Source organism: Pseudoalteromonas sp. RWi3, from assembly GCF_054960735.1.
In genome coordinates, this window is record NZ_JBHNYL010000007.1 from 22842 (window position 1) to 36620 (window position 13779).

Sequence of the window (13779 nt, forward strand, 5' to 3'; positions counted from 1 at the left end):
TACAGATAGTTAATCTAAGCAGTGACAAGTTAAGCACTGGTTTAAAAAGCTTAAAAATCTACCTTGTAGTATTAATTTATCCACTTTAAGTTGTTTTTTGAATTATATATCCTATTGAAGTCGGTTTAAATGATATTTAAAGGTGATATTATGCTTGCACCTTATGTGGATGAGTGTTAAAAATAGGCCTCACTGAACACACACATTTAGAAAAGATGATGCAAAATACACGTTTAATTACATTAAAACTAAACCTCCTGCTGCTAACTTATGTGAGCGGGCGTTAGTGTATTTTCATTAAGAAACATTAAAAGACCCCGCAAAATGCGGGGTTTTTTTTATCTCGCAATTAGGGTAGCTGAGAACTAAGGGTAAATTATGCAGGATAAAGACAAGGTATGGATTTTCGACACCACATTACGTGACGGTGAGCAGGCGCTAAAAGCAAGCCTAACAGAAGATGATAAAATTCAACTGGCACACACCATCAGCCGCTTAAATGTGGATGTAATGGAAGTGGGGTTTCCGGTTTCGAGCCCTGCCGATTTTCGTTCAGTACAACGCATTGCGACTGAAGTAAAAGGTCCTATTATCTGTGGCTTAGCTCGCTCTGTTGCTAAAGATATTGAAGCCTGCGGCGAAGCACTTCGCAGCGCACAGCAAAGCCGTATTCACACTTTTATCGCTACCAGCCCATTGCACTTAGAGCACAAATTACGTATGAGCTTAGATGACGCCACGGCGATGGCGGTTAAATCAATTAAACTTGCTCGTAACTATACCGATGATGTGGAATTTTCATGTGAAGATGCTGGGCGTACACCGCATTGGGATTTATGCAAAATTGTTGAACAGGCCATCAATGCCGGTGCTTCAACAATTAATTTACCCGATACCGTTGGTTTTGTAACACCAGACGAGTACGCGGCGATGATCCATCATTTAATGAATAATGTGCCTAATATTGATAAAGCCCGTTTAAGTGTACATTGCCATAACGACTTAGGCTTAGCGGTGGCAAACTCTGTTGCAGCTGTTCAAGCTGGCGCACGCCAAATTGAATGTACTATCAATGGTATTGGTGAACGTGCGGGTAACTGCTCGCTTGAAGAAGTGGCGATGATTATGAAAATGCGCCAAGACCACTTAAAAGTACATACCGATATTCGCAGTGAAGAAATTTATCGCGCATCACGCCAAGTGGCAAAAATTTGTAATATGCCAGTGCAGCCTAACAAAGCGATTGTGGGCGAAAACGCCTTTGCGCACAGTTCTGGCATTCACCAAGACGGTGTATTAAAAGCGCAAAATACCTATGAGATTATGTCGCCAGAAAGCGTAGGTGTACCAAACAACCAATTAAATATGACTTCACGCTCAGGTCGCCACGTTATTGAACATCGTTTAGAGGAGCTAGGTTACCAAAAGTCTGATTACGATATGGATAGCTTGTATGCAAGCTTCTTAGCCTTAGCTGATCAGAAGGGCACGGTTTACGATTACGACCTTGAAGCGATGATATATTTTAATCAAATCAGTGATAAAGACGAAAAATACCAATTAGAGTTTGTTAACTCTACCTCTAACTCGCAGTCAGTGGCGAGCTCAACGATTGGCATGACTATCAGTGGCGAATCGAAACAAGAAGCTGCAACCGGCAATGGCCCAGTTGAAGCGTCATTCTTAGCGATTGAGCGTTTGACAGGTATGGCTGTTGAAATGATTGAATTTAATTTAGAAGCCACCGGTGAAGGGGCAAGTTCTCTTGGCCAAGTAAATATAATAGCTAAATACGATGGTCGTCCCTATCACGGTGCGGGCATTGCAGCGGATGTGGTTGAAGCGTCAGTACGCGCCATGATCCGTGTTTATAACTTAATTTATCGTGCACAAAAAGTGTCTGATTTAAAACAACAAAGGAAAGCAGGATGAGTCAAACAAATTATAGCGTTGCGGTATTAGCAGGCGACGGTATCGGCCCAGAAGTAATGGCAGCAGCAGAAAGCGTGCTGGATGCGGTAAGCAGCAAATTTGGCTTTACCATGACTCGTCATCCACATGCTATTGGCGGCGCAGCAATTGATGAATTTGGCAAAGCATTACCAGATACAACGCTTGCAGCGTGTGAAAAGGCCGATGCGATTTTATTTGGCTCAGTCGGCGGCCCAAAATGGGAGCACTTACCGGCTGATGAACAACCAGAGCGTGCCTCTTTATTACCGCTACGTAAGCACTTTGGACTGTTTTGTAATTTACGCCCTGCCCAGCTACTACCGGCATTAAGTGCAGCTTCACCACTGCGTGCAGATATTAGTGAACGTGGCTTTGATATTTTGTGTGTACGTGAACTAACAGGTGGCATCTACTTTGGTGACAAAGGCCGAACAGGTGAAGGCGCTGACGAAGCGGCATTTGATACACAAACTTATTCGCGCAAAGAAATAGAACGCATTGCGCGTTTTGCCTTTGAAGCGGCAAAGTTGCGTAGCAATCATGTTACCTCAGTAGATAAAGCGAACGTACTAGCATCAAGTGTATTATGGCGTGAAGTGGTTACAGAAATAAGCAAAGACTACCCAGAAGTCAGCCTAGATTATATCTACGTTGATAACGCAGCAATGCAACTAGTTAAGCAACCAAGCCAGTTTGATGTATTACTTTGTGATAACTTATTTGGTGATATTTTGTCAGATGAGTGTGCGATGATCACCGGCTCTATGGGGTTATTACCATCAGCCAGTTTGAATCAATCGGGTTTTGGTATGTATGAACCTGCTGGTGGCTCTGCACCAGATATCGCAGGCAAAGGTATTGCTAACCCAATCGCACAAATCTTAAGTGCGGCACTGATGTTACGTTATTCATTGGGGCAAGACGAAGCGGCGCGTAGTATTGAAAAAGCAGTCGCCGAAGCCGTTGAGGCAGGCGTTGGTACGCCAGATATTTATCCAAATGGTGGATACACTACCAGCGATGTTGCAGCAGCGATTGTTTCACGTATCTAAATATTTTTATAGCCGAAGCACCGTTATGCTTCGGCTCAAAACAGCATTAGGGAATTAGCAAGTGGCCCAAACTTTATACGACAAAATCTGGCAAGCACATGTAGTGGCCAGTATTAATGAGCAAACCGACTTACTTTATATTGACCGTCACTTAGTCCACGAAGTAACCTCGCCGCAAGCGTTTGCAGGCCTTCGTGAAAAAAATCGTAAAGTACGTTGCCCAGAAAAAACCATCGCGACTATGGATCATAATGTATCGACTAAAAGCCGATCACTTGATGCTGCCAGCGAAGTATCTAAAAATCAATTAATGGCGCTTGATGCAAACTGTAAAGAATTTGGCATTACGCTTTACGATTTAAACTCAATTAATCAAGGCATTGTGCATGTAATGGGGCCTGAGCAAGGGATTACCTTACCGGGCACTACCATAGTGTGCGGCGATAGCCATACCTCAACGCACGGTGCATTTGGTGCGCTTGCTCACGGTATTGGCACCTCTGAGGTTGAACACGTACTCGCAACGCAAACACTACAGCAGAAAAAAGCCAAGTCATTAAAAATTCAAATTAATGGTGTTTTACGCCCAACTGTGACGGCCAAAGATTTAATAATGGCGGTGATTGGTAAACTTGGTACAGCAGGTGGTACAGGTTATGTGGCAGAGTTTTGTGGTGAAGGCATTGAAGCACTGTCAATGGAAGCGCGTATGACACTGTGTAACATGAGTATTGAAATGGGCGCGAAAGCCGGTTTAATAGCCTCTGACCAAATTACGTATGATTACTTAAAAGGTCGCCCGTTTGCACCAAAAGGTGCTGACTTTGATGCAGCTGTTGAATATTGGGAAACATTAAAAACCGACGAAGGCGCGCAATTTGATTTAGAAGTAGAACTTGAAGCTAGCAGCATTCAGCCGCAAATTACGTGGGGCACGAGCCCTGAGCAAGTAATTGGTGTGGATGAATTTATACCCGATCCAGATAAAGAATCTGATTTAATTAAAGCTGATGCAATTCGTAGTGCACTTAAGTACATGGGCTTAAAAGCGGGAGAAAAACTGTCATCAGCAAGCGTTGATACCGTATTTATTGGCTCATGTACTAACAGCCGGATTGAAGATTTACGTGCTGCTGCTCATATTGTGCAAGGTAAGCAAGTTGCTGCTGGCGTTGAAGCGTTAATTGTACCGGGTTCAGGGTTAGTGAAAAAGCAAGCCGAAGATGAAGGCTTAGCCGATATTTTTAAAGCGGCGGGTTTTGAGTGGCGCGAGCCGGGTTGTTCAATGTGCTTAGCAATGAATGATGACCGTTTAGGTGCAGGCAAGCGCTGTGCATCTACCTCAAATCGTAACTTTGAAGGTCGCCAAGGCCGTGGTGGTCGCACACATTTAGTTAGCCCAGCAATGGCTGCAGCGGCAGCCATACATGGTTGTTTTGTTGATATTAGAGGAGAGGCTTAATGAGCACTTATTTTAGCGGCTTAATGGCCCCACTAGATAAAAACAACGTCGATACTGACCAGATTATCCCTAAGCAGTTCTTAACATCAACCAGCCGTGACGGCTTTGATGCAGCACTGTTTTACGATTGGCGCTATTTAGATAACGGCGAGCCAAACCCAGAGTTTATTTTAAATCGCCCCTGTTACCAAGGTGCGCAAATATTGTTAACGCGCGATAACTTTGGCTGTGGCTCATCACGTGAGCATGCACCTTGGGCACTTAAACAATACGGTTTTGAAGTGATTTTGGCAGAAAGCTTTGCTGATATTTTCTTTAATAACTGTGGTAATAACCAAATGCTTGCGATTGCATTACCAGCGCAAACATTGGATGACTTATTTGTACTGAGTGAACAGCACGACGATATTCATATCGACATCGATCTTGAAAATCAAACGTTGACCAGTAACAAGTTTGCACCTATTAGCTTTGATATTCGCAAAGACGTAAAAGAGCGCTTATTAAGTGGCTTAGATTTTATCGGCGTGACCGAAACCCTAAACCCACAAATCGACGCCTTTGAAGCAAAGCTTAACGCCGAACGTCCTTGGCAGTAGTGGTTTAAAAGTTATTAAACAATGAAACGCGGCTCTGGCCGCGTTTTTTATTGCTGCCATAGAATATTGTTGATAACGTTGGAAAAACGCAGATAATAAAAACAATAAGCATAATGATGAAATCATTTTCTCCAAAACATATCGGCATTATTTTAGGTGCGCTTTATGGTATTGCAATGCGGGTGTTTATAGAGTTTGGTAATACGATCAACTTTAGCAGCCTTGTTACTATTTCTTTTATGTTTTTAGTTCCTGTAGCTATTGGTTATATCCGCATTTATTTTGAGTACAAAGTTAACCAATTAATGTCTTACAAACAAATGGCTGTTAAGTCTTGGCAGCCTATTTTTGTGTTTTTATTAGTAAGTGTTGCTACGTTGCTCGAAGGTAGCATTTGTGTGGCTATGGCATTACCTGCCTTTATGCTTTTTGCAAGTATTGGCGGCATGTTAGCTGGTTTTGTCCACCGTACGTGGGTACAGAAAGATAAAAAAATATTAATGTCAGTTGCCTTTTTACCCTTGGTATTATCGCCGCTTGAAGTTAATTTTTTAGCGCTTTCGCAAACCTATGAAGTGAAAAACGATATAGTAATACACGCCCCTATTGAAGTTGTTTGGCGCCATTTGGCCGATGTAAGCTACATAGAAGAAGGGGAGTTTCCACTGTCATTTTCTCAGTTCATTGGTATTCCTCGACCGTTGCAAGCGGACATGAATGCAAAGGGGGTCGGCGCTATAAGGACGAGTAAATGGCAAAAAGGGGTTGTATTTAATGAGGTGATTACAGATTGGCAGCCTAATCAGCACATGCTTTATCGGTTTGATATAGACCCTGATTTAATACCAGATAATGCGCTCGATAAACATGTAAAGCTAGGTGGTGAGTATTTTTCCCCGCTTTATGGTGGCTACTACTTAACATCTACATCTGATGGCCACACACGCTTAACTTTAAAAACTACGGTTCAAGACAATACAAGCTTTGGCATTTATTCGCGATTTTGGGGAGAGGTTATTTTTCAGGATTTTCATCACTCTTTGCTAACGTTACTTAAAAAAAGATCTGAAAAGGCGGTATAAAACTGAGCGATAACCATTTAACGAGAATATTTTCTTTGTATGTACAATCAAGCTAAGCTGCAACTTTATATTTTTAGGAACATGCTATGAAATTATTAACTGCTGCGACTTTATTGTTGGCATCTACTGCGGCATTTGCGCGCCCTGCGCCTTTGGTGTCTATTCCAAGCCATGATGGCTTTTTTGATAATATTGCTGCCCACTGCGGTAAAGCGTATGAGGGTAAAGTTACGGTTGATAATGCCGCAGGCCCGAGCTCGTTCGCAGGTAAAAAGCTGGTTATGCATGTTCGCCGCTGCAACGAGCGAGAGCTCCAAGTGCCTTTTCATGTTGGGGATGATGCATCTCGTACATGGATCATCACAAAAACAGGCAGTGGCTTGAGCTTAAAGCACGATCATCGCCATAAAGACGGCACTGACGATATCTCAACTATGTATGGCGGCCATACGGTTGATGCGGGTTTTAAGAGCGTGCAGTCGTTTCCTGCGGATCAGTATTCAAAAAAATTGTTTGTTAATCAAGGGATACCGCAATCAATGGGTAATACGTGGCAAATGTATATTTATCCAGAGCAGTTTACCTATCGTTTAATTCGTCAAGGCCGTGAGTTCCGGGTTGATTTTGATTTAACTAAACCAATTACACCACCTGCTGCGCCTTGGGGCTATAAAGACTAGCCTTTATTTGGCTCGGTTTCACACTGTAGCAACACCGTTAAAGGTGGCTGATAGGGGCGAGGTTTGCTAGGGAAGCGCTCATATTCTTGTACGCCATCAGTCACTTTTAACATAAAAGAGTTGCCCTTGCATAAGCGTTGAGCATGGCGTAGTAAAAACACAGATTGTTTTTGGAAGTGCTGATAGCTGTCTGATTGTATTTCGAGGCGATAGTTATTATCGTCAATTTGAGTTTGGTGATAATGCACTTCATGATCAAAATCATAGCGCTTTTCGGTTTTGCCAACCTCTGCGTATGTCACGGCACAACTTATCAATAGCATTAAACTACCGCTTAATTTTAAGCTTTGTGCTATTTTTCCTCTCATATACCTCACACTCCATTATTGTATTGCGTCGGCGATTTAACTACAGTGGTAAATCATGATCTAAGTCTAACACCCAAAAAGGGAAAATGTGATGTTCAAACAAATAAAACAGCTATTTTCAACGTTTACTGAGCAGCCAACTCAGATGCAAGAGCATGACTTGAAAACGGCAGTTGCGGCATTATTGATTGAGGTCATGCGTGCTGACACAGAGCAGCAAGATGAAGAACTAAAAGCGCTATCAGCCACGCTTAAAAAATATTTTGAGTTAACGGATACTCAAGTAGATGAGTTAATGCAAAGCGCGGGTAAAAGTTTAGATGACGCCATAGACTACTTTCAATTTTCTAAGCAGATCAATAATCAATGCAGCGCGCAGCAGCGCATCGATATTGTAGAGTTATTGTGGCGATTAGCGTATGCCGATGGTGAGTTAGACCCACAAGAAGAGTATGTTATTCGCAGGGTGGCAAACTTATTGTATGTTACCCATGAGGACTTTATCGCTGCTAAGTTAGCAGCGACAAAAATTTAGCGATTACTTATTTAGTTTGCTGGCAACGCTAACAAGTTGTTGCGCCAAGCCTGCTACTTTTTCTGCTGTAGCAGGGTCGCTAATACGGCCATTTTCATCAAGTACAGTGTGGATGGATGGCACTGCAAGTTGGTCTGCCAGCACTAAACTACCGATACCCGATAGAATATCGCGAACATGGTTTAATCCTCGAAGGCCCCCTAAACCACCAGGTGAAGAGGCGTAAAGTGCAGTCACTTTATTACGAAACGCTGGAACACTGCCTTGCTCTGTGCGCGAAGCCCAGTCAATGGCATTTTTAAGTGCGGCGGTAATTGAGCCATTATATTCAGGGCTGGCAAGTAAAATACCGTCTGCAGCGCGTAATTTGTCTTTGAGGAGTTGAGCGCCCTGAGGTGTACCTTGTGCTTCAATATCTTCATCAAACATTGGTAAGTTTAAATCACCGAGTTTGATTACCTCTACCTCTGCACCGCTTTCTAATGCAAAGCGGGCTGCTTCATTAATTAATTTTTGGTTAAAGCTGTCTTTACGTAAGCTGCCTGCTAAGGCAATAATTTTAGGTGCAGTCATGGTATTCGCCTTAATGTTGTTTGTTTAATTATCTTGTTACTTACTTTAGCAAATATGTACTTGCATAAAAGCCAAATAAACGCAAAACTTATGTGCATATATGCACAGTAAGAATAATGAGTAAGCATGGCGATACACTTTGATGATTGGCAAGATGTAAAAGTTGCCTATGAAGTCGCGCGGTTAGGGACATTGACTGCTGCTGCTGAAAAGCTCAACGTACACCACAGTACGGTGCTTAGGCGGATCAATAACTTAGAAAAAAACTTAAATGCACGATTATTTCACCGCCACGCACGTGGCTATAAAGTAACAGAAATAGGTGCAAAACTATTTACCACGGCACAGGCGATTAATACTGACCTTGAGCGCTTACATAATGACATAATTGCAGCAGATAGCACTTTACGAGGCAGTTTATTGCTTACCACTGTAAGTGGGTTCATTGATGTACTAAGCGATGTGTGTGAGCAATTTCAGAGTTTGCACCCGCAAGTGCAGTTAGAAGTCATTCTTGACCAAAAACGTTTACGTTTAGATCATGGTCAAGCGCATATTGCAGTGCGTGCAGGTCCACGGCCTGATGAAGGGGATTATATTGCTCAGCACTTAGCTCATTTGTCATCGGGCTTTTATGCATCTAAACGTTATATAGAGAAGCATGGGCTGCCTAAGTCATTAAAGCAGTTAGAGCTACATAATTTTGTTTCTGGCGTAGCAGGTTACAATGCCAAGGTGCCTTATTTTGCTTGGGTAGATGAAAATATTCCCGCATCACAAGTTAAATTACGCGTGTCTGAAACCTCTGAAGCTACTCGGGCGATTGTGAAAGGGCTAGGTATCGGTGGCTTACAACATGATGTAGCTGCGCAATATCCCGATTTAGTGCCGGTATTAGCGAGTGAATTAAGTTGGCCTACCGATTTATGGTTAGTAACACATCATCTTGTACATCGTACTGCGAAGGTGCAGGCATTTAGCCAACTATTAAAAGCATATTTTAAAGAGATTACCTTATAGTGACTTTTTTACTTTTATACCGAGCCTTTTCGCTAGCCGGATCAAATTAGCGCGGTCGACATTTAAGGTGCGTGCGGTCGCAGCCCAGTTAAAATTATGCTGCTCAAGCTGCAGACTAACGAGATTATGCGTAAAGGTATCTGTTGCTTGTTTTAATGACAGTTGCGGGCTATTTTCTTGCATGGTCGCAGGCGTCGGGATTAGAGCTGAAGTTTGTCTATTAAGGTTGAGCTCGCAATGTTCAGCCTCAATGGTAATGATGGCTTGTTGCCACTGGCTTTGTTTGGCTTTTAATGCTGCGCGGCTTATAACATGCTCTAACTCTCGAACATTGCCAGGCCAAGAGTATTGAGTTAATGTCAGCTGCGCCTCGACGCTCAGTTTTAGTTGCTTAATGGCTAGTTTTCTGGCTGTTTTTTCGATAAAGAAACCGGCTAGAAGTACCACGTCGTTTTCACGTTGTTTTAATGTCGGTACATGTAAAGGATACACACTGAGCCGGTGATATAAATCGGCCCTAAAGCGACCTTGTGCCACTTCATCTTTAAGATTACGGTTAGTTGCGGCGATCACACGTACATCAACATATTTTATCTTATCTTCGCCGAGCGTTTGAATTTCACCACTTTGTAATACCCGCAGTAATTTACTTTGCATCGTAAGTGGTAATTCGCCAATTTCATCTAAGAATAACGTGCCACCATCAGCGAGTTGAAACTTTCCTTGGCGTGCATTTTCCGCGCCTGTAAACGCCCCTTTGGCATGACCAAAAAATTCACTTTCGGCGAGGTTTTCAGGTAATGAGGCACAGTTTAAATGGATCAAAGGCTGCCGACTGCGCTTCGAGTGTAAGTGTATATTGCGGGCAACAAGTTCTTTTCCAACCCCAGTATCACCCTGAATAAGTACGCTAAATTCAGAACCTGCAACCAGTTTTATGTCATTTCTTAAGGTTTGCATCGCTGGGCTGTGGCCAATAATTTCAACCCCATCTCGGGTGAGTGCTTCACGATTTAACTCTTGTACTAATGCATGACTATGCTGGGCATGATGTTGGTACTGCTGTAACAAAAGGGCGGTTTTTAACTGTGCTGCACACAGCTGACTAAGTATGGCGAGCTGTTGCATATCAAAGTCATCAAAGGCGTGGGCATTTAGGCTATCTAATGTAATCACACCCAATAAAGTGTCGCCTTCTAATAATGGCATACCCAGGCAGGCATGCACGGGAATATCCCCTTCTTGATGGTTAAGTAACCCATCATAAGGATCCGGTAACGAGCAATCTTGAGCAAATTGTAACGGTTGTCCCGAGCGACAAATAGCCTGTAAGCGGGGGTGATCGTTGATCACAAATCGTCTGCCTAATGTATCTGGCATTAAGCCATCGATGGCCACTGGTTTTAATACGTTGTTTTGACTAATAAGCAATGCAGTTGCATCACTGGAGACTACGCCTTTTACACACTCAATAATATGTTGATAGTGATTGGCTTGTGCCTTAATAGCGCCTAGCTGCAAAGCGGTGTTTAAAAGGACAGTAGTATCTATCATGTCAATTTGACTCTAATGTGTTTTATTTTTTTTTAATGGTGTGTCATTATGACACTTAAGTCAACAGTGAAAGATTAAGGTATTGATAATTAATGACTTTAATTGTTGGCTCACTCTGTGCAATACAAGGTGTATATCCATAATGTACAGGGTGATTTATGTCTTACTACAACACTGTTTGCAGCAACTTAGCCACAGATACTGATTTTTACCTGCGTTTATTAATAGGCGCTAACTGGGCGCTTTTACTGAGTTGCCTGTCCCTTGGAGTGACTGTTTTATTTAGTTACCCGTTGGCTGATTTGCTTTCAATTAAGCTACAAATAGTGGCGCATATTTCCACTATTATCGCAGCGACTATTTTAAAAATTAGTTATGTGTTGCGCTGTGTTGCATTAAGTAGCTTAGGTAGAGAGGTACGCTAATGCGCCCAATAAATTTAACAGAGCCGGCGGCTGAAAATGTGCGTTTTTATCAAATTAGTCAATGGCCAATCTGGAACCTCGCTTTTCGCCCTGCTTTTTTAGGTGCGGGCTTGCTTGCCCTTTTTTCTATTGGCTATTGGTTACTTATTTTAACTGGGTATGCAAATTGGCAGTTAAGTATGCCTGCAACACTCTGGCACGCTCATGAAATGATGTTTGGTTTTGCAGGTTTTGTTGCTGTAGGCTTTTTATTAACCGCGGCTCAAACCTGGACCGGCGTGCCTAGTATCAGTGGATGGCGTTTGATGGGATTAACCTTGATTTGGTTAGCAGCGCGCGGTGCATTTTTCATCTCAATTCCAAGTGTTAGCGATATTAATGTATATCTGGTGATTGGATTACAGTTTTTATGGTGGCTTGGCGCTATTATCGTTTTAGCCAACATGCTGATTGCGGCTAAAAGTAACAATAACTATGTGTTCCTATTTATGCTCAGTGCGCTAGCAGCTTTAAATATTTCCTATCTATGGTTAGTCAATTTACAACAGAGTGCCTTGGCATTATCAATCGTTGATACCGCCATCTTAGTAATGACGGTATTAGTTGGGGTCATTGCCGGGCGTGTTGTGCCCTTTTTTACAGCACGAGGCTTAGAGCTCAGCGAGCAAGTGCGCTCGCCCCGATTAGATAAAATATTGCTGTATTGCGCGGTGCTGGGTGTCTCTGCTTTTTTCATTAGTCAGGTATTTGTGCGCAGTTTAAACCCCGGTTGGATAATGAGCGCCGTGGCTGCTTTGCACTTAACTCGCTCCTTTATATGGTGGAATAATAAGGTATTTACAGTGCCACTTTTGTGGTCACTGCATCTGTCTTATTTTGCTTTGGGTGTGGGTTTAACCTTGGTTGCCCTGAGCTTTTTCAGTTCAATTATCTTATTTAGCGACGCGCTGCATATGATCACTATCGGCACGATTAGCATGATGATTTTAGCCATGATGAGTCGTGTATCACTGGGTCATACAGGCCGTTCTCTTTGTGTTCCACACGCTATATCGGCTGCGTTCATTTTAATGATTATTGCGGCGATAACTCGTTCATTACTTCCCACCGTCATTGGCTCATCTACTGCGTGGCAGCTAAGCGCATTATGTTGGCTGGTGGCATTTTTACTGTTCTTGCTCCATTTCACACCTATTTTGACGCGGCGTCGTGTTGATGGGCGTCGGGGTTAATTTTTTAAGTTATTAGGAAACGTAGTATGTTATCTGAAAAAACCATTTCGATTGTAAAAAGTACAGCTCCTTTACTGGCCCAAGCAGGGACAGTTGTGACAGAACATTTTTATAATCGGCTATTTAGTCACAACCCTGAGTTACAGCATATTTTTAATATGGCCAATCAACGCAGCGGCCGTCAGCAGTTTGCATTATTTAATGCGTTAGCTGCGTATGCACAACACATTGATAACTTAGATGTGTTGAAAGAGGCACTAGCACGAATTAATCATAAACACGCCAGTATGCATATCTTGCCTGAGCACTACCCTATTGTGGGTGGGCATTTGATTGGCACCTTAAAAGAGCTATTACCTGAGCAGTTCACCGCTGAAGTGGAGTACGCTTGGCGAGAGGCATATGCTTTACTTGCTGATATTTGTATAACCGAAGAGGCCGCGCTTTACGAACACAGTAAAACCAAACATGGAGGTTGGTCAGGTACACGTCCATTTGTTATAAAAGAAAAACACATTGAGTCTGCGTTAGTCACCAGCTTTATACTTGCGCCGATTGATAACAAGGCGGTAATAGCTCACAAACCTGGGCAATATCTAGGGATAAAGGTAAAACCTGATGACACGCAATACAATGAAATTAGGCAATACTCTATTTCTCAACAAAGTAATGGAGAAAACTACCGAATCAGTGTGAAAAAAGAGCTTTTACCGGGTCCTGGCATTGTTTCCAACTACTTACACTCACTTGATGTGGGTAATACTGTAGAGCTGTTTCCGCCAGCTGGTGATTTCTTTTTAAAAGACAGTAAAAAACCAACAGTGCTAATTTCGGCTGGTGTTGGTCAAACTCCTATGCTAGCGATGCTGCAAACATTATTACAGGATGAAGTGAGCACAAACACCTTTTATTTACACGCCTGTGAAAATGCACAGCATCATGCGTTTGCCGATTATTTAGCAGATCTTGCTGCCGTGCATTCCTCCTTAAGGCATTACACTTGGTATAATCAAGAAACTAAAGATGAAGTGTTCAGAGGGTTAATGAATATAAGCACTGTTGCAGATCAACTTCCATTGCTAGAAGGCGATTTTTACCTATGTGGCCCAACAGGTTTTATGGCAGCAATTAGGCAACAACTGCTTGCTTTGAACGTTGATGCTGAACGCATACATTACGAGGTGTTTGGTCCACACCAAGCGCTTTAATCCGCTTATAGCAAAAAGGCGCTTAATGCGCCTTTT

General features: G+C 42.6%; 14 protein-coding genes. 11 read left to right on the plus strand and 3 right to left on the minus strand.

Annotation, left to right across the window (positions count from 1 at the left end):
• The first annotated feature begins 378 nt into the window (after positions 1-378).
• The 6 genes from leuA to ACFI4Z_RS10855 all read left to right on the plus strand — a co-directional run bounded on the left by leuA (position 379) and on the right by ACFI4Z_RS10855 (position 6828).
• Entirely contained in the window at positions 379-1932 is a 1554-nt protein-coding gene (leuA, locus tag ACFI4Z_RS10830; RefSeq protein ID WP_462670606.1) for a 2-isopropylmalate synthase, read from the plus strand.
• The gene (leuB, locus tag ACFI4Z_RS10835; protein WP_462670607.1) at positions 1929-3005 is read left to right on the plus strand and encodes a 3-isopropylmalate dehydrogenase; all 1077 of its coding nucleotides are present in this window, start codon (positions 1929-1931) and stop codon (positions 3003-3005) included. Before leuA ends, leuB begins: the two co-directional genes overlap by 4 nt.
• Positions 3006-3066: 61 nt before the next feature.
• Entirely contained in the window at positions 3067-4467 is a 1401-nt protein-coding gene (gene leuC / locus ACFI4Z_RS10840; protein ID WP_462670608.1) for a 3-isopropylmalate dehydratase large subunit, read from the plus strand.
• Positions 4467-5066, plus strand: a complete 600-nt coding sequence (leuD, locus tag ACFI4Z_RS10845) for a 3-isopropylmalate dehydratase small subunit (protein ID WP_462670609.1) — start codon at positions 4467-4469, stop codon at positions 5064-5066. The genes leuC and leuD overlap by 1 nt, the downstream gene beginning before the upstream one ends.
• A 116-nt stretch (positions 5067-5182) precedes the next feature.
• Entirely contained in the window at positions 5183-6148 is a 966-nt protein-coding gene (locus ACFI4Z_RS10850) for an SRPBCC family protein (RefSeq protein ID WP_462670610.1), read from the plus strand.
• 86 nt (positions 6149-6234) lie between these two features.
• A complete protein-coding gene (locus ACFI4Z_RS10855) occupies positions 6235-6828 on the plus strand; it encodes a hypothetical protein (RefSeq protein ID WP_462670611.1) in 594 nt (197 codons plus the stop codon).
• Here the strand turns inward: ACFI4Z_RS10855 and ACFI4Z_RS10860 are convergent.
• Positions 6825-7151, minus strand: a complete 327-nt coding sequence (locus tag ACFI4Z_RS10860) for a hypothetical protein (RefSeq protein WP_462670721.1) — start codon at positions 7149-7151, stop codon at positions 6825-6827. The two genes, ACFI4Z_RS10855 and ACFI4Z_RS10860, sit on opposite strands and share 4 nt — an antisense overlap.
• A 136-nt stretch (positions 7152-7287) precedes the next feature.
• Between ACFI4Z_RS10860 and ACFI4Z_RS10865 the strand changes: the two genes are divergently transcribed.
• Complete coding sequence (locus ACFI4Z_RS10865) at positions 7288-7731, plus strand: tellurite resistance TerB family protein (protein ID WP_462670612.1); 444 nt, start codon at positions 7288-7290, stop codon at positions 7729-7731.
• A gap of 3 nt (positions 7732-7734) precedes the next feature.
• Here the strand turns inward: ACFI4Z_RS10865 and ACFI4Z_RS10870 are convergent, their stop codons facing one another.
• On the minus strand, positions 7735-8304 hold the full coding sequence (locus ACFI4Z_RS10870) for an NADPH-dependent FMN reductase (protein WP_462670613.1): 570 nt from the start codon (positions 8302-8304) through the stop codon (positions 7735-7737).
• A 126-nt stretch (positions 8305-8430) separates the two neighbouring features.
• Between ACFI4Z_RS10870 and ACFI4Z_RS10875 the strand changes: the two genes are divergently transcribed.
• The gene (locus tag ACFI4Z_RS10875; protein WP_462670614.1) at positions 8431-9324 is read left to right on the plus strand and encodes a LysR family transcriptional regulator; all 894 of its coding nucleotides are present in this window, start codon (positions 8431-8433) and stop codon (positions 9322-9324) included.
• On the opposite strand, the gene norR is transcribed toward ACFI4Z_RS10875, so the two are convergent.
• Positions 9319-10878: a nitric oxide reductase transcriptional regulator NorR gene (norR, locus tag ACFI4Z_RS10880; RefSeq protein WP_462670615.1), complete on the minus strand. Its 1560-nt coding sequence runs from the start codon at positions 10876-10878 to the stop codon at positions 9319-9321. The two genes, ACFI4Z_RS10875 and norR, sit on opposite strands and share 6 nt — an antisense overlap.
• Before the next feature lie 158 nt (positions 10879-11036).
• On the opposite strand from norR, the gene ACFI4Z_RS10885 reads away from it, so the two are divergent.
• The 3 genes from ACFI4Z_RS10885 to hmpA are packed head-to-tail and all read left to right on the plus strand — an operon-like array spanning position 11037 to position 13743.
• A complete protein-coding gene (locus ACFI4Z_RS10885) occupies positions 11037-11303 on the plus strand; it encodes a hypothetical protein (protein ID WP_462670616.1) in 267 nt (88 codons plus the stop codon).
• A complete protein-coding gene (locus tag ACFI4Z_RS10890; RefSeq protein ID WP_462670617.1) occupies positions 11303-12535 on the plus strand; it encodes an NnrS family protein in 1233 nt (410 codons plus the stop codon). Before ACFI4Z_RS10885 ends, ACFI4Z_RS10890 begins: the two co-directional genes overlap by 1 nt.
• Positions 12536-12561: 26 nt before the next feature.
• Positions 12562-13743: an NO-inducible flavohemoprotein gene (hmpA, locus tag ACFI4Z_RS10895; RefSeq protein ID WP_462670618.1), complete on the plus strand. Its 1182-nt coding sequence runs from the start codon at positions 12562-12564 to the stop codon at positions 13741-13743.
• Positions 13744-13779: the final 36 nt, after the last annotated feature.